General features: G+C 71.4%; 12 protein-coding genes. 7 read left to right on the forward strand and 5 right to left on the reverse strand.

The genetic code is table 11. From position 1 onward, the window contains the following. Window positions 1-67 precede the first annotated feature (67 nt). Window positions 68-742, forward strand: a complete 675-nt coding sequence (locus tag LO772_RS28620; protein ID WP_231774911.1) for a maleylpyruvate isomerase N-terminal domain-containing protein — start codon at window positions 68-70, stop codon at window positions 740-742. Window positions 743-763: 21 nt separating this feature from the next. On the opposite strand, the gene LO772_RS28625 is transcribed toward LO772_RS28620, so the two are convergent. Continuing rightward, entirely contained in the window at window positions 764-1,627 is an 864-nt protein-coding gene (locus LO772_RS28625) for an LLM class F420-dependent oxidoreductase (protein WP_231774912.1), read from the reverse strand. Window positions 1,628-1,729: 102 nt separating this feature from the next. Continuing rightward, a complete protein-coding gene (locus tag LO772_RS28630; RefSeq protein ID WP_231774913.1) occupies window positions 1,730-3,118 on the reverse strand; it encodes a glutamate decarboxylase in 1,389 nt (462 codons plus the stop codon). Between the two features lie 139 nt (window positions 3,119-3,257). Between LO772_RS28630 and LO772_RS28635 the strand changes: the two genes are divergently transcribed. Continuing rightward, on the forward strand, window positions 3,258-4,235 hold the full coding sequence (locus LO772_RS28635) for an LLM class F420-dependent oxidoreductase (RefSeq protein ID WP_231774914.1): 978 nt from the start codon (window positions 3,258-3,260) through the stop codon (window positions 4,233-4,235). Between the two features lie 99 nt (window positions 4,236-4,334). Here the strand turns inward: LO772_RS28635 and LO772_RS28640 are convergent, their stop codons facing one another. From LO772_RS28640 to LO772_RS28650, 3 genes are all read right to left on the reverse strand, one after another. Then, window positions 4,335-4,853, reverse strand: a complete 519-nt coding sequence (locus LO772_RS28640) for a GNAT family N-acetyltransferase (protein WP_231774915.1) — start codon at window positions 4,851-4,853, stop codon at window positions 4,335-4,337. A 249-nt stretch (window positions 4,854-5,102) separates the two neighbouring features. After that, window positions 5,103-6,287, reverse strand: a complete 1,185-nt coding sequence (locus LO772_RS28645; protein WP_443089332.1) for a lipid-transfer protein — start codon at window positions 6,285-6,287, stop codon at window positions 5,103-5,105. After that, complete coding sequence (locus LO772_RS28650) at window positions 6,284-6,724, reverse strand: Zn-ribbon domain-containing OB-fold protein (protein ID WP_231774916.1); 441 nt, start codon at window positions 6,722-6,724, stop codon at window positions 6,284-6,286. The genes LO772_RS28645 and LO772_RS28650 overlap by 4 nt, the downstream gene beginning before the upstream one ends. A 249-nt stretch (window positions 6,725-6,973) precedes the next feature. Here LO772_RS28650 and LO772_RS28655 point away from each other — a divergent pair, with 249 nt between their 5' ends. The 5 genes from LO772_RS28655 (at window position 6,974) to LO772_RS28675 (ending at window position 15,639) form a co-directional block, all read left to right on the forward strand. Next, complete coding sequence (locus LO772_RS28655) at window positions 6,974-8,980, forward strand: acetoacetate--CoA ligase (RefSeq protein WP_231774917.1); 2,007 nt, start codon at window positions 6,974-6,976, stop codon at window positions 8,978-8,980. A 207-nt stretch (window positions 8,981-9,187) separates the two neighbouring features. Further along, window positions 9,188-10,744 carry a glycosyltransferase 87 family protein gene (locus LO772_RS28660; protein ID WP_231774918.1) on the forward strand — a complete coding sequence of 519 codons (1,557 nt, stop codon included), beginning with the start codon at window positions 9,188-9,190 and terminating at the stop codon, window positions 10,742-10,744. Window positions 10,745-10,904: 160 nt separating this feature from the next. Beyond that, window positions 10,905-12,362 (forward strand): glycosyltransferase 87 family protein, encoded by a 1,458-nt coding sequence (locus LO772_RS28665; RefSeq protein ID WP_231774919.1) that lies wholly within the window; start codon window positions 10,905-10,907, stop codon window positions 12,360-12,362. Window positions 12,363-12,396: 34 nt separating this feature from the next. Beyond that, complete coding sequence (gene pgsA, locus LO772_RS28670) at window positions 12,397-13,050, forward strand: CDP-diacylglycerol--glycerol-3-phosphate 3-phosphatidyltransferase (RefSeq protein WP_231774920.1); 654 nt, start codon at window positions 12,397-12,399, stop codon at window positions 13,048-13,050. A gap of 93 nt (window positions 13,051-13,143) precedes the next feature. Further along, window positions 13,144-15,639 carry a mannose-1-phosphate guanyltransferase gene (locus LO772_RS28675; protein ID WP_231774921.1) on the forward strand — a complete coding sequence of 832 codons (2,496 nt, stop codon included), beginning with the start codon at window positions 13,144-13,146 and terminating at the stop codon, window positions 15,637-15,639. Window positions 15,640-15,762: the final 123 nt, after the last annotated feature.

Below are 15,762 nucleotides of genomic sequence, written 5' to 3' on the forward strand. Positions count from 1 at the left end.
CGGCTCGGGCCGCCGCCGAACGCGCCGCGTCCTCCCGGATCCGACCGCCCCCGGGTAGCGTTCCCGCATGGTCGACTCGTCCGGATCCGCCCGTTCGCTCCGCACCCCCGTCAACGCCGCCGACGTCGAGTACGCCGTGGCCCTCGCGATCGCGGCCTTCCGTCGCGCGCACGACGGCGCCGACTGGCACGCCCCCGCCGGGCCCCTGGAATGGGACTGCTGGGAGACCGCCGAACACCTCGTCGACGACCTCCTGCAGTACGCGTCCCAACTCGGCCCGGCGACGCCCCCGACGGCCAAGGACACGCCGTACCGGTACGCGGCCCTGCGTCCCGGCGGGCCCGCGAACGCGGTCTTCGTCGACCGCGCGAACGGCGCCGAAGGGCTCTTCGCGGCCCTGGAGGCGACCGCGGGGATGCTCGCCGCGCTGGTGACGCTGCGCCCGCCCCACGTGCGCGCCTTCCACGGCTACGGCGTCGCCGACCCGGAGGGCTTCGCCGCGATGGGTGTCGTGGAGACGCTGGTGCACGGCCACGACATCGCGACGGGCCTCGGCGCGGATTTCACCCCGCCCGCCGACCTGTGCGCCCGCGCCCTGGGCCGGCTGTTCCCCGAGGCCCCGACCGACGCCGACGCGTGGCCCGCGCTCCTCTGGGCGACCGGCCGCACGGCGCTGCCGGGCCATCCGGCCCGCGAACCCGACTGGCGGTGGCATTCCGCGCCCTTGGAGAACGAGGTCTGACCACCGCCGGTCCGGTGCGCTCTACCGCAGGGCCGCCGCGAGCCTGCGCCACTCCTCGCGGGGGAACGCCTTGCCGTCCGCGGTGAGGACCTGCACGGCGACGTGGTCGGCGCCCGCCGCGCGGTGCTCGTCGATCCGGCGCAGCACGGCGGCCTCGTCCCCCCACGCGATCATCGCGTCGAGGACGCGGTCGCTCGCGGAGGCGACCTCCTCGGGGGAGAAGCCGAGGCGCACGAGGTTGTTGGCGTAGTTGGCCATGCCGAGGTAGCCCTGGAGCCACGGCCGGCCGATGGCGTGGGCCTCCTCCCGGTCCGCGCAGAGGATCACGGTCTGCTCGGGGAGGACGAGCGCGTCGTCGCCGAGTGCCGCGCGTGCGGCCCGGGTGTGGTCCGGTGTGACGAGGTACGGGTGGACGCCGGCCGACCGCCGGGCCGCCAGGCCGAGCATCTTCGGGCCGAGCGCGGCCAGGACGCGCCGGTCGGCCGGTACCGGCGGATCGGCGGCGTCCAGGCCGTCGAGGAAGGTCTCCATCGCGGTCAGCGGCCGTCGGTACGTGCCCGGCCCCGCCTGGTCGACCAGCGGTGCGTGGCTGACGCCGATGCCCATGAGGAACCGGTCGCCGTGCGCGGCGGTCAGGGACGCGAACCCCTTCGCGGTGTCCTCGGGCGTGTGCATCCACAGGTTCAGGATCCCCGTCGCGACGGTCACGGTCCGCGTGGCGTCCAGCAGGTGGCCGACGCTGTCGAACACCGGCCCGCCGACGTCCGGGACCCACAGCGCGGAATAGCCCAACTCCTCCAACTCGGCCGCCGCTTCCGCGGATTCACCGGGGTCCCCGTACCGGAGCTGCATGCTCCACACACCCACACCCGAGAGGTTCACCATGATCTCCTTTCGCCGGTCCGACGACCGGAACGGTGTCCGTGCGCCCATCCGACCACGAGTCCCGGGGCGGGGAAACACCGCGGTGCCCCGCCCCGGGGCCGTTCAGTGGTGGAAGCCGCTCGCCGTTTCGTCGGCCGTGGCTCCCGGGCCGCGGCGGAGGCGGTCGCAGAGCCGGCGCAGGTCGCCGAGGAAGAGGTCGGCCAGGTCGTGGCTGAAGCCGTTGCGGACGACGACGCGGAGCACCGCGAGGTCGGTGCGGTTCTCGGGGAACGTGTACGCCGGGACCAGCCAGCCGCGCTCGCGCAGGCCGTGCGACACGTCGAACACCGTGAAGCGCTTCTCGTCGTCGCGCATGCGGAAGGCGAAGACGGGGAGTTCGTCGCCGCGGGTCAGGAGGTCGAACGGGCCCAGGTCGGAGATCCGGGACGAGAGGTACGTCGCCACGTCGCGGCATTCCTGCTGCACACGCCGGAAACCCTCGAACCCCAGCCGCAGGAACATGTAGTACTGCGCGACGACCTGCGCGCCCGGCCGGGAGAAGTTGAGGGCGAACGTCGGCATCTCGCCGCCGAGGTAGTTGACCTTGAAGATCAGCTCCTGCGGCAGCGACGCGGAATCGCGCCACACCACCCAGCCGACGCCCGGGTAGACCAGGCCGTACTTGTGCCCCGAGGTGTTGATCGACGCGACGCGCGGGAGCCGGAAGTCCCAGACCAGGTCCGGGTCGAGGAACGGCGCGACCATGGCGCCGGACGCGCCGTCGACGTGCACGGGGACATCCGGGCCGCCGCGCGCCCGCAGCGCGTCGAGGGCCGCGCAGATGTCCGCGACCGGCTCGTAGGAGCCGTCGAACGTCGAGCCGAGGATCGCCACCACGCCGATCGTGTTCTCGTCGCAGAGCGCCGCCGCCTCCTCCGCGCCCAGGTGGAAGCGGTCGCCCTCCATGGGCACATAGCGCGGCTCGACGTCGAAATAGTTGGCGAACTTCTCCCAGCACACCTGCACGTTGACGCCCATCACCAGGTTGGGCCGGTCGTACGCCAGCCCGGCCGCCTTGCGCCGCTGCCGCCAGCGCCGCTTCAGTGCCAGGCCGGCCAGCATGCACGCCTCGCTCGAACCGGTCGTCGAGCACCCGACCGCGCCCTCCGGATCCGGCGCGTTCCACAGATCGGAGAGCACCGCGACGCAGCGGTTCTCCAGCACCGCCGTCTGCGGGTATTCGTCCTTGTCGATCATGTTCTTGTCGGCGCACTCGGTCATCAGCCGCGCGGCCTGCGTCTCCATCCACGTGCCGACGAACGTCGCGAGGTTCAGCCGCGCGTTGCCGTCGAGCATCAGTTCGTCGTGGATGATCTGGTACGCGGTGTCGGGGTTGAGTTCGTCGTCCGACAGCTTGTGGCGCGGGATCTGCAGGGGTTCCCGCGAGAAGAGCGGGTTGGCGACGAGGTCGCGGTGCGGGGCCTTGGGCCCGTCGGGATGCCGCAGAACCACTGTGGGCCTCCATATGATCGTTCGCCCCGAGCGCCTGAAAAGCGACCATATGGCGATGAATCGGAGCCCGCGGCCGTGACATGCCGACCGCGGTTTTCCGGGCGTGTGGTAGTTGTGAGGTCGACTTCGTGGAGGCCACGTGACCCGCACACCCGCGTACCGCTACGGCATCACCGTCCCACTCGGCGCGCCGCTCGCGGACCACCCCCGGCTGATCCGCGAGCTGACCTCCCTCGGCTACACCGACGCCTGGTCCGCCGAGGTCGACGGCTACGACGGCTTCACGCCGCTCACCGTGGTGGCGACCGCCGACGCGTCGGTACGGCTCGGCACGGCGATCGTCTCGCCCTACACGCGCGGCCCGGCGACGCTCGCGATGACCGCCGCCGCGCTCGCCGACCTCGCTCCCGGACGCTTCCACCTCGGGATCGGCGCCGCGTCGCCGGCCATCGTCGAGTCGTGGAACTCCGCCGCGTTCGACCGGCCGTACCAGCGCGTGCGCGACACCGTGCGCTTCCTGCGCGCGGCGTTCACCGGCGAGAAGGTGACGGAGGAGTACGAGACGTTCTCGGTGCGCGGCTTCCGCCTCGCCCGGCCCCCGAAGACCCCGCCGAAGCTGTTCGTGGCGGCCCTGCGCGAAGGCATGCTGCGCCTCGCGGGCCGGGAGGCGGACGGCGCGATCGTCAACTGGCTGTCGCCGGACGACGTGCGCACGGTCGTCCCGCACGTGCACGCGGGCGGGCCCGGCAAGGAGGTCGTCGCGCGGATCTTCGTCTGCCCGGACGACCCGGAGGCGGCGCGGGCGGTCGGCCGCCGGATGATCACGTCGTACCTCAACGTGCCCGTCTACGCGGAGTTCCACCGCTGGCTCGGCCGCGGCGACGTGCTCGCGCCGATGTGGGACGCGTGGGCGGCCGGCGAGCGCAGGAAGGCCCTCGACCTGGTCCCCGACGCACTCGTGGACGAACTCATCGTGCACGGAACACCGGAGCACTGCCGCGCGCGGATCCGCGAGTACGTCGACGCGGGCGTCACCGTGCCCGTCCTCGGCATCCTCGGCACCGGCCCGGACGCCGACCCGATGGAGGCCGCGCGGGCGCTCGCCCCGCGCGGCTGACGGAGGCACCCGCGGCACCGCCGCGTCCGGCGCTTCCCGGCACGTCGGCCGCGGGCCGCCGCGTCCCACGAGGGCGTTCTCGTGCCGCGGCGGCGGACGTCACACGGGCCTGGTCATGCACTCCCGTGGCCACCGGTCGAGCCCGTGTTCGGCCTCGCGACGGCACAACTCCCCGAGTTCCGGGGTGATTTCGTGGTCGCGCAGCGTCCGGAACCCGATCCGGCGGTAGTAGGGCGCGTTCCACGGGACGCCGGAGAACGTCGTCAACGTGAGCGCCGGCACGCCGAGTTCCGCCGCGTGCCGGGCCGCGTGGTCGATCAGCGCCCGGCCGATCCCGCGCCGCGCCGCATCGGGGTGTACGGACACCTGCTCCACATGGAGGTTTCCGTCGACCCGCGCGGCCACCAGGTACGCGACAACGCGTCCGAGCCCCCGCTCCGCGCGCTCCACCGCCACCCACGCGAGGCCCGCGCGCCGGAACGCGTCGAGATCGCCGACCGACAGCGGCTCGTCGTCGGCGATCTCCGCCATCCCGACGGCACGGAAACACCGGCCGGCGGCCCGCTCGATGTCGCGCAGCAGGGGGAGGTCGGCCTCGGCGGCGGGGCGAATCCACATGGGGACAGTGTGCGGGTGCGGGGGAGCGGTTCCGGACGACCGTTGCGCGCGTGAGGCCGCGGTCGCGGGGGAGCGGGGGAGCGCACGCGGCGACGGGAACACACGCGACCACCGTCGCCCGCCCCTCCGCCGCCCGCACCCGCGCCGGAGAACCTGCGCGGACAACCCGCGGTGCCGAGCGAGCGGCACCCGGGCCGCCCGGCAGCCGACACCACCTGCCCAAGCCGCGCGCTCGCTTCCGCGCGCTCGCTACCGCGTCACGATCACCGACGACCCGTGCCCGAAGAGCCCCTGGTTGGCGGTGATGCCGACCTTTGCGTCCGGCACCTGGCGCGCGCCCGCCTGTCCGCGCAACTGCCAGGCCAGCTCGCACACTTGCGCGATCGCCTGGGCCGGTACCGCCTCGCCGAACGACGCCAGGCCGCCCGACGCGTTGACCGGGATGCGGCCGGTGATCTCGGTCGCGCCGTCGCGCAGCAGCTTCTCCGCCTCGCCCCGGCCGCAGATCGCCAGGTCCTCGATCCAGTCCGACTCCAGCGCGGTGGACAGGTCGTACACCTCGGCCAGGCTCAGGTCCTCCGGGCCGATCCCGGCCTCCTCGTACGCGGCGTGCGCCAAAGACGCGCGGAACGACAGGTCCGGGGGCGCCACCGCGACCGACGAATCGGTCGCGATGTCGGGCAACTCGACGGTCGCGCTCGGGAAGGTCGGAGTCACCGTGGAGACCGCCGCGACCCGCACCGGGCGGGTCGTGTGCCGGGCGGCGAACTCCGCGCTGCACAGCACGATCGCGGCGGCGCCGTCCGATGTGGCGCAGATGTCCATCAGCCGCAGGGGGTCCGCCACCACCGGCGATGCGGCGACCTGCTCGACGGTGAACGCCTTGCGGTACCGCGCGTTCGGGTTGTGCAGGCCGTTCCGCGCGTTCTTGACCTTCACCCGCGCGAAATCCTCCACGGTCGCGCCGTAGAGGTCGATGCGCCGGCGCGCGTACAGGCCGAAGTACGTGGGGTTGGTGGCCCCCAGCACGTGGAAGCGCACCCAGTCCGGATCGTCGGGGCGGTCCCCGCCGACGGGTGCGAAGAACCCTTTGGGGGCGGCGTCCGCCCCCACCACGAGGGCGACGTCCGCCAGGCCGGCGAGGATGTGCGCCCGCGCGTTGGCGAGCGCCTGCGACCCGGACGCGCACGCCGCGTACGAACTGGACACCCGGGCACCCGTCCAGCCCAGCGCCTGCGCGAAGGTGGCCCCCGCGACGAAGCCGGGATAGCCGTTGCGGATGGTGTCCGCGCCCGCCAGGAACTGGATGTCCCGCCAGTCGAGCCCGGCGTCCGCGAGCGCGTCCCGCGCGGCCTTGACGCCGTACTCCACGAAGCCGCGGCCCCATTTGCCCCACGGGTGCATGCCCGCGCCGAGCACGACGACGTCGTTCACGCGGCGGCCCCCGTCGGCTTGAACCGCCAGGTGGTGAACACCTGTTCGTCGGTCTCGTAGAGCACGCCGGGGACGACCTCCATCTCGGCGCCCACGGTCAGGTCGTCGACCGTCACCCCGGGCTCGGCCTGACCGAGGACGATCATGCCCTCCTCCGCGAGCCGCACCGCGACGATCGTGAAAGGCTCCCACTCCGCGTCGGGATCCGAGACATACGGAGCGGGCGGCCGGTAGCCGGCGTTGGTGTACGACCACACGGTCCCGCGCGCCGAAAGCCGCACCTCCGCGAAGTCGCCCCCCGCACACGCGGGATTGCGGCAGAACGTCTCCTGCCGGGGAAAGAACACGGTCCCGCAGGCGGTGCACTTGGTGCCGAGGAGCCGGAACTCCCCGTCGGTGGTGAACCAGCCGGGAACCACGGGCTTGCGGTCCTTCATCGCGCGGGCCTCCTCGTGTCGGTACGGCCCCGCCGGTCCCGGAAAAGGGCGCGCGGCGGCTCGGGTAGGGCACAGGAACAACCCCACCGGTCTATTCTGACGGTACGTCAGTTATTCGGGGCAAGACACCGGCGCGACCGATGCGCCGATCGGCCCGTCAGCCGTCCGTGCGCGCGTTGGACGGCGGCCCCAGCCGGAGCGGGTGGCATCCTCGGGCAGGTGCAGAAACGACCGTCCGGAGGTTCCGCGATGTCCACCGTGCCCGAGCCGCCCGCCGCTCCCGAGATCCTGTGGCGGCCCTCCGAGGCACGCGTGCGCGCCGCGCGCATCACGGACTTCGCCGCGCGTACCGCCGAAAACCGGGGTATCGACCCGTTCGCCGACTACGCCGACCTGTGGTCCTGGTCGATCGACGAACCCGAGGCCTTCTGGGCGTCCGTCTGCGCCTACTTCGACGTCGCGTTCAGCGCCCCGCCCACGCGCGTCCTCGCCGACGCCCGCATGCCCGGCGCCGCCTGGTTCCCCCACGCGCGCCTCAACTACGCCCGGCACGCCCTGCGCCGCGCCGAGACACACCCGGACGAGACCGCCGTCGTCCACCTGGACGAAACGCTCGACCCGCGCGAGATCACCTGGGGCGAACTGCGCCGCGCGGTGGCCGCGTTCGCCCACCACCTGCGCGACATCGGTGTCGGGCCGGGCGACCGCGTCGCGGCGTACCTGCCCAATATCCCCGAGGCGGTCGTGGCGATGCTCGGGTGCGCGTCGGTCGGTGCGGTGTGGTCGTCCTGCGCCCCGGACTTCGGCGCGCGCGGCGCCCTCGACCGCCTGCGCCAGATCGACCCCGTGGTCCTCATCGCCGTGGACGGCTACCGGCACGCCGGCAAGGAGATCGACCGCCGCACCGAAGTCGCCGAAATCACACGCGAGTTGCCCACCCTGCGGCAGACCGTGCACGTCCCGCTCCTGGGCCACGCGGCCCCCGCGGGAGCCGTCGCCTGGGCCGACACCGTCCGCGGCGACCACGAAGACGCGTACGAGCCGGTCGAGTTCGACCACCCGCTGTGGATCCTCTACTCCTCCGGCACCACCGGCCTGCCCAAGGCGATCGTGCACGGCCACGGCGGCATCCTGCTCGAACACCTCAAGCACAACGGGCTCCACCTCGACCTCGGCCCCGGCGACCGGTTCTTCTGGTACACCTCCACCGGCTGGATGATGTGGAACCTGCTGATCGGCGGCCTTCTCGTCGGCTCCGCGATCGTCTTGTACGACGGCAGCCCCGCCTTCCCCGACCCCGACACGCAGTGGACCGTCGCCGAACGCACCGGCACCACCGTCTTCGGCACCTCCGCCGCGTACCTGATGGGCTGCCGCAAACACGGCCTGCGCCCGCGCGAGACGCACGACCTGTCGCGCCTGCGCTGCGTCGGCACGACGGGATCCCCGCTCCCGCCCGACGGATTCCGCTGGGTGTACGAGGACGCCCTCCCCGACGTGTGGCTCGCCTCCGTGAGCGGCGGGACCGACGTGTGCAGCGGCTTCCTGGGCGGCGTGCCGACGCTGCCCGTGTATTCCGGCGAACTCCAGGCGCGCCTGCTCGGCTGCGCCGTGTACGCCTGGGACGAGCGGGGCCGACCCGTGACCGACCGGGTCGGCGAACTCGTCCTCACCGCCCCGATGCCCTCGATGCCCACCATGTTCTGGAACGACCCGGACAACTCCCGCTACACCGCGAGCTATTTCGATACCTACCCGGGCGTGTGGCGGCACGGCGACTGGATCACGATCACGTCACGAGGGACCGCCGTCGTCCACGGCCGCTCCGACTCGACGCTGAACCGGCAGGGCATCCGCATGGGGTCCGCCGACATCTACGAAGCCGTCGAAAGCATCCCCGAGATCGCCGAAGCCCTCGTCGTCGGCATCGAACAGCCGGACGGCGACTACTGGATGCCGCTCTTCGTGGTCCTGGCCCCCGGCGCCGCACTCGACGACGCGCTGCGCGCCCGTGTCAAGGAGACGATCCGCACCCGTGTCTCCCCCCGGCACATCCCCGACGACATCATCGAGGCGCCCGGCGTCCCGCACACACTGACCGGCAAACGCCTCGAAATCCCCGTGAAGCGTCTGCTCCAGGGCCGCGCCGTCGCCGAAGCCGTCAATCCGGGCTCCGTCGACAACCCCGACCTGCTGCGCTTCTACACCGGCCTGGCCGCCGAAAGAGCCTCCGCCGAAGCCGACGCGACCGGCTGAACGGGGGCGACTGCACGGTGATACGGTGCTGGTTCGGCACGTACACCTTGGCGATTGTGCGCGGGTGAGGCAGCCCCGGGCAGGTCCGACGCCCGTCGCCCACGGGGCAGGCCGCACAAGCTCCGGCAGCGCGAGCACAACCCGACCGGGGCCGCGACCGGCCGATATCCTGACCGCGGCCGTGTCCACCGGCCGTCCGTGCCTTACGTGGAGTCCGCAAACGACATGTCCTTCCACCGCGTGCTCGTCTCGTCCTTTCGCGAGCTGCTGACCCTCGCACCGCGGGCCCCGTTCACCGGCAAGAAGGACAAGACGTTCCGCAGAGGCCGACTGTTGCTCATGGTCGGCATTCCGGCGGCCCTGATCACGATCGGGCTGTGGGTGTGGTGGTCCGTCACCGAGGACGTCATTTTCTGGCAAATGCTGGACTTGAACGTCTACTACGGCGCGGGCAATTCGCTGGAGCGTGGCCAGTTCGAGCTCTATAGCAGCAACCACGGCGACTGGTCGCTCCCGTTCATCTACCCCCCCTTCTCCGCCTACATCTTCTACAAGCTCCCGTTCGACTTCGCCGGTCTCCAGTGGGCCATGACCGTGACCAGCTTCGTCGCGCTCGTGGCCGTCGTGTGGGCGGCGTGGGGCATGCTGGGCCACCGCCGTACGTGGGGGCGCGTCGGCGTGACGCTGCTCACCTTCGCCGCGGTGGTGTGGCTGGAGCCGGTCTCGTGGACGCTGATCTGGGGTCAGGTCAACATCGTCCTGATGGCCCTGGTGCTGGTCGACCTGTCGTTCCCCGACGCGCGGTGGTGGAAGGGCATCGGCATCGGCATCGCCGCGGGGCTCAAGCTCACGCCGGCGATCTTCGTCGTGTATCTGATCATCACACGCCGCTTCCGGGCCGCCGGTGTCGCGATAGGTGCTTTCCTGGCGACCGTCGCGTTCGGGTTCCTCATGATCCCCCGGGCGTCCAAGGAGTACTGGACCAACCTCGGCGAGATCAGCAACAAGGTCAACGGCGAACTCAGCGTCGGCACCCTCAACAACCAGTCCGTCAAAGGCATGCTCACGCGCCTGATCGACAACGAGACCGTGGTGACCGGCATTTGGCTCGTTATCTGCGCCGTTGTTGTCGTTCTCGGCCTTCTCGCCGCCGCCAAGGCCTCGCTCGCCGGCCGCGAGCTTCTGGGCGTGGTGATCGTCGGCGCGCTGAGCCTGCTCGTTTCGCCGATCTCGTGGTCGCACCACTGGGTGTGGGTCGTCCCGGCGTTCATCCTGCTGATCCATACCGCGTACCGCCGCGCGACCCGGTTGTGGTGGGCGGCGGTCGGGGCGTTCTTCGTCTTCTACGCGTCGTGGCCGATGAAGATCAGTGCGCTCGGCACGTGGGATGACAAGGTGCCGTTCCAGCCCTTCGGGCTCATGTGGCTGGTGCCCCGCGACAACGGGCGTGAGAAGGACTGGAACATCTGGCAGTTCTTCGTCGGCAACAGCTACCTGCTCGGCGGCATCGTCCTGACGGTGCTCGTGTCGTGGCTGGTGCTCACGAACACCAGACTCGTGCCGCATCCGCTCGCGGTGGTCCCGGTCGACGTGCCGGCGACCGTTCCCGCCGGATCGGGCGAGGCCGGCGACCCGGCCGCCGCCGTCGAGACGGCCGCCTCCAACAGCGGCAAGGCGGGCAGGAAGGCCTCCGCCGCCAAGGACGGCACGCCCGGCGGGCCCGGGGACGACCCCGACCGGCGTGGCGTCGGCATAGGGAATTGACAGGTCCGATCCAGCGGCCGTCCGGTGCGAAGCCGGGCGGCCGACGCGTTTTGCCGAGGCGTACGATCTCGCACACGCGTACGAAAACAGGGTGCGGCGTCACACGTACGAGGACCCCTCGAATGGCGTTCGCCGCCGCCCGAACGCCATGATGCAGCCCATGCCGACTCCGGGGACGACGACCGCAGCCATGCGCAACGAGCACGCACAAAACAGCCGCGACAGCGGCGGAAACAGCCTCGCGGCCCTGCGCCGCGAGGTCGTCACCTTCGTCCCCCGCGTGTCGTACAAGCCGTCCGGGGACCGCTCGCTGGCCGCCCGGGTGTGGCTCCCGATCGGCCTGGTCGCCGTCGCCGTCGCCGCCGCGACCTGGGTGTGGACCGTACGGCACCACCCCGAGTGGCTGTGGCGCCTGATCGACCTGAGCGTGTACGACGACGCGGCCGACTCGCTCAACCGCGCGCAGCACCGCATATACCGCGACCGCTTCGGCGACGGCAATCTGCCCTTCATCTATCCGCCGTTCGCCGCGCTGGTCTTCTACAAGCTGCCGTTCACCTTCGCGACGCTCAAGCTCGTGGCCACCGGGCTCACCCTGGCATGCCTGCTCGCGGTCGTCTGGGCCTCGTGGGGCATGCTCGGCTACCGCCGCGACTGGGGGCGCCTCGGGGCGACGCTCGCGGTCGGCGGCGTCGTGCTGTGGCTGGAGCCGATCCAACAGACGCTGCTGTTCGGCCAGGTCAACGTGATCCTCATGGCCGCGGTGGTCCTCGACCTGGCGCTGCCCGACTGCCGCTGGTGGAAGGGCATCGGCATCGGCCTGGCGACCGGGTTCAAGCTCACTCCGGGGATCTTCGTCGCGTATCTGGTCCTCACACGCCGGTTCCGGGCCGCCGCGGTGGCGACGGGCACCTTCCTGCTCACCGTCGTGGGTGCGTGGGTGCTGATCCCGCGCGCCTCCAAGACCTACTGGACCGACGCGATAGGCGTGGGCGACAGCGTCGGCCAGGACTTCATCTCCAACCAGTCGTTCAACGGCATGCTGCGCCGCGTGTTCGACGGAGGGCCCGCGGAGAAGCCGCTGTGGCTGCTCGCGGTGGCCGTCACCGGCGTCGTCGGGCTCGCCGCGGCGACGCTGCTGTCGCTGCGCGGGCGCGAGCTGGCGGCCCTCGTGACGTGCGGCATGACCGGACTGCTGGTCTCGCCGATCTCCTGGACGCACCACTGGGTGTGGATCGCGCCGATTTTCGTCCTGATCGCGCACGTTTCGCTGACCCGTTTCCGGGCCTCCGCGTCGGCGCTGGTCCGGGCCGGGTGGGCCGCGCTCCCGGTGGTCTTCGTGCTGCTGACGTTCGCGTGGCCGATGTCGATGGACCGGCGGCCGGCGCTGACGCCGCAAGGCCTGCTGTGGCTGCTGCCGTACGCGGAGAAGCGCGAACACCATTGGAACGTGTTCCAGTTCCTCGCCGGGAACTCCTACCTGATCGCGGGCGTGGTCCTCATCGCGATCGCGGCCGTCACCGCGTGGCGCGCCGCTCCGCGGCAGGGGGAAACAGCGGCGAAACCACCCACCGATACGCTCGGGGCGTCCGTACCCAGCGTCGACCCCACACCGTGAGCGGCAGATGACGGCAGATTCCAGGGAGTCACGAGTGGCCGAGGCGCCCCCGCCCCCCGTGGCCGAGCCCGGAGGGGACGGCGACACGGTCACCACCGACCGCGTCCTGACCGTGCCCAACCTGCTCAGCTTCGCGCGCCTGCTCGGGGTGCCCGTCTTCCTGTGGCTGATCCTGTGGCCGGAGTTCGGCGGGCCGAACCACGACGGGATCGCGCTGGTCATCCTCATGGTCAGCGGCTTCACCGACTGGCTCGACGGCAAGCTGGCGCGGCGCTGGAACCAGATCAGCAGGGTCGGCCAGGTCCTCGACCCGGCGGCGGACCGGCTCTACATCCTGTCCACCCTGATCGGCCTCACGTGGCGCGGCATCCTGCCGCTGTGGGTCACGGCCCTGCTGGTCGCCCGCGAGTTGTTCATCGCGGCGCTCTTCCCGTACCTGCGTGCCCACGGGTACGGCCTGCTGCCGGTGAATTTCATCGGGAAGGCCGCCACGTTCAATCTGATGTACGCGTTTCCGTTCCTGCTGTGGAGCGACCACAGCGGTGTTATCGGAACCCTCTCTGCCATCTTCGGCTGGGCGTTCGCCTGGTGGGGTATCGCGCTGTACTGGTGGGCAGGAGTTCTGTACGCGGTCCAGGCCAGACGCCTGGTCGCCGCGGTGAAACAGGCCGAGGCCGGGTACGCGTAGCGCGGCCCCGCCGGTCTGTCAGGCCCGCGGGGCACCCGCGATGTGCGGCGCCATTCGCGCGGGTCAAGCGAAGCGATGGGAGGACGTGACTCGATGAAGGCCGTCGTCATGGCCGGTGGTGAGGGAACCCGCCTCCGCCCGATGACCTCCAGCATGCCCAAGCCGCTCCTGCCGGTGGTCAACCGCCCGATCATGGAGCACGTTCTCCGGCTGCTCAAGCGACACGGTTTCTCCGAGACGGTGGTGACGGTCCAGTTCCTCGCGTCACTGGTGCGGAACTACTTCGGTGACGGCGAGGAGCTGGGCATGACCCTGACCTACGCCAACGAGGAGACGCCCCTCGGCACGGCCGGAAGCGTCAAGAACGCCGAAGAAGCGCTCAGGGACGATACGTTCCTGGTCATCTCCGGCGACGCGCTGACCGACTTCGACCTGACGAAGCTGGTCGAGTACCACCGCGAGAAGGGCGCGATGGTGACGGTGTGCCTCACCCGGGTCCCGGACCCCGTCGAATTCGGCATCACGATCATCGACGACGAGGGCCGCGTCGACCGCTTCCTCGAAAAGCCCACGTGGGGCCAGGTGTTCTCGGACACCGTCAACACCGGCATCTACGTCATGGAGCCCGAGGTCTTCGACTACGTCGCCGCCGGAGTCTCGGTCGACTGGTCCGGCGAGGTCTTCCCCAAGCTGCTTGAGGAGGGCAAGCCGATCTACGGCTACGTCGCCGAGGGCTACTGGGAGGACGTCGGCACCCACGAGAGCTACGTCAAGGCGCAGGCCGACGTCCTCGACGGCAAGGTGGACGTCGACATCGACGGCTTCGAGCTCGCGCCGGGCGTCTGGGTGGCGGAGGGCGCCGAGGTCGACCGCGACGCGATCCTCAAGGGGCCCGTCTACATCGGCGACTACGCCAAGGTCGAGGGCGGCGTCGAGATCCGCGAGCACACCGTGCTGGGCAGCAACGTCGTCGTCAAACGCGGCGGCTTCCTGCACAAGGCGGTGATCCACGACAACGTCTATATCGGCCCGCAGACCAACCTGCGGGGCTGCGTCATCGGCAAGAACACCGACGTCATGCGTGCTGCCCGTATCGACGAGGGCGCCGTCATCGGCGACGAATGCCTCATCGAAGAGGAGTCCCTGGTCGCCGCGGGCGTGCGGGTCTACCCGTTCAAGACCATCGAGGCCGGCGCCGTGGTCAACACGTCGGTCATCTGGGAGTCCCGCGGGCAGAAGAACCTTTTCGGGCCCCGCGGCGTCTCGGGCATCCTCAACGTCGAGATCACCCCCGAACTCGCGGTGCGGCTGGCCGGCGCCTACGCCACCACCCTCAAGAAGGGCGCGACCGTCACCACGGCCCGCGACCACTCGCGCGGCGCGCGCGCCCTCAAGCGCGCGGTCATCTCCGCACTCCAGGCCAGCGCCATCAACGTGCGCGACCTGGAGAACGTGCCGATGCCCGTGGCCCGTCAGGAGACCGCGCGCGGTTCGGCCGGCGGCATCATGATCCGGACGACGCCGGGCGTGCCCGACTCCGTCGACATCATGTTCTTCGACGAGCGCGGCGCCGACCTCTCGCAGGCCGCGCAGCGCAAGCTCGACCGCGTCTTCGGACGCCAGGAGTACCGCCGCGCGTTCCCCGGCGAGATCGGCGAACTCACCTTCCCCTCACGCCCGTTCGACAGCTACGCGGGCTCGCTCCTGAAGGCCGTCGACGTCACGGGCGTCCCCGACGCCGGCCTCAAGGTGGTCGTCGACGCGGCGCACGGCAACGCGGCGCTGGTGCTGCCGAGCGTGCTCGGCCGCCTCGGCATCGACGCGCTCACGGTCAACACCGGCCTCGACGACGGGCGTCCGACCGAGACCACCGAAGACCGCGCGGCCGGCCTCGTGCGGCTCGGCGAGATGGTCTCGTCCTCGCGCGCGGCGTTCGGCGTCCGGTTCGACCCGGTCGGCGAGCGGATGTCGCTCGTCGACGAACGCGGGCGCATCATCGACGACCACCGCGCGCTGCTCGTGTTCCTCGACCTCGTCGCGGCCGAACGCCGCAGCGGGCGCATCGCGTTGCCCGTCACCACCACACGCATCGCGGAGCAGGTCGCGGCGTACCACGGCGTCCAGGTGCGTTGGACGACGACCTCGCCCGACGACCTCGCCCGGGTCGCGGCCCAGGACGGCACGGTCTTCGGCGGCGACGGCCGAGGCGGCTTCGTCGTCCCCGAGTTCAGCACCATCTTCGACGGCACCGCGGCGTTCGTCCGGCTGATCGGCCTGGTCGCCCGCACCCAACTGACGCTCAGTCAGATCGATGCCCGGATTCCCCGCGCCCACGTCCGGCGCCGCGACGTCCCCACCCCGTGGGCGGCCAAGGGCATGGTCATGCGCTCGGTCGTCGAGGCGGCCGGGGAGCGCGACATCGACACCACCGACGGCGTCCGCGTCGTGGAGTCCGACGGCCGCTGGGTGCTCGTCCTGCCGGACATCGCCGAAGCCGTCACCCACGTATGGGCCGAGGGCCCCGACGACACCGCCGCCGAGGAACTGCTCGACGAGTGGTCCGAGGTCGTGGAGCACGCCGGGGACTGACCCCGCCGCGGTCATGCGGGGCGGCACGTGCGCTCGGGGCCGTGGCCGCCCCCGGCACCCGGGCACCGACCCGTCGGCACGGCACCGCACCGGGCATCGTGCCGCTCCCGCACCCGGCATCCG

This window comes from Yinghuangia sp. ASG 101 (assembly GCF_021165735.1).
Taxonomy (GTDB): Bacteria; Actinomycetota; Actinomycetes; order Streptomycetales; family Streptomycetaceae; genus Yinghuangia.

What these genes read in the sequence shown, in the direction of transcription:
- LO772_RS28620 (WP_231774911.1), top strand. Translation starts at nt 68, where the DNA reads ATGGTCGACTCGTCCGGATCCGCCCGTTCGCTCCGCACCCCCGTCAAC.
- LO772_RS28625 (WP_231774912.1), bottom strand. Translation starts at nt 1,627, where the DNA reads ATGGTGAACCTCTCGGGTGTGGGTGTGTGGAGCATGCAGCTCCGGTAC.
- LO772_RS28640 (WP_231774915.1), bottom strand. Translation starts at nt 4,853, where the DNA reads ATGTGGATTCGCCCCGCCGCCGAGGCCGACCTCCCCCTGCTGCGCGAC.
- LO772_RS28650 (WP_231774916.1), bottom strand. Translation starts at nt 6,724, where the DNA reads ATGAAGGACCGCAAGCCCGTGGTTCCCGGCTGGTTCACCACCGACGGG.
- LO772_RS28655 (WP_231774917.1), top strand. Translation starts at nt 6,974, where the DNA reads ATGTCCACCGTGCCCGAGCCGCCCGCCGCTCCCGAGATCCTGTGGCGG.
- LO772_RS28665 (WP_231774919.1), top strand. Translation starts at nt 10,905, where the DNA reads ATGCCGACTCCGGGGACGACGACCGCAGCCATGCGCAACGAGCACGCA.
- LO772_RS28675 (WP_231774921.1), top strand. Translation starts at nt 13,144, where the DNA reads ATGAAGGCCGTCGTCATGGCCGGTGGTGAGGGAACCCGCCTCCGCCCG.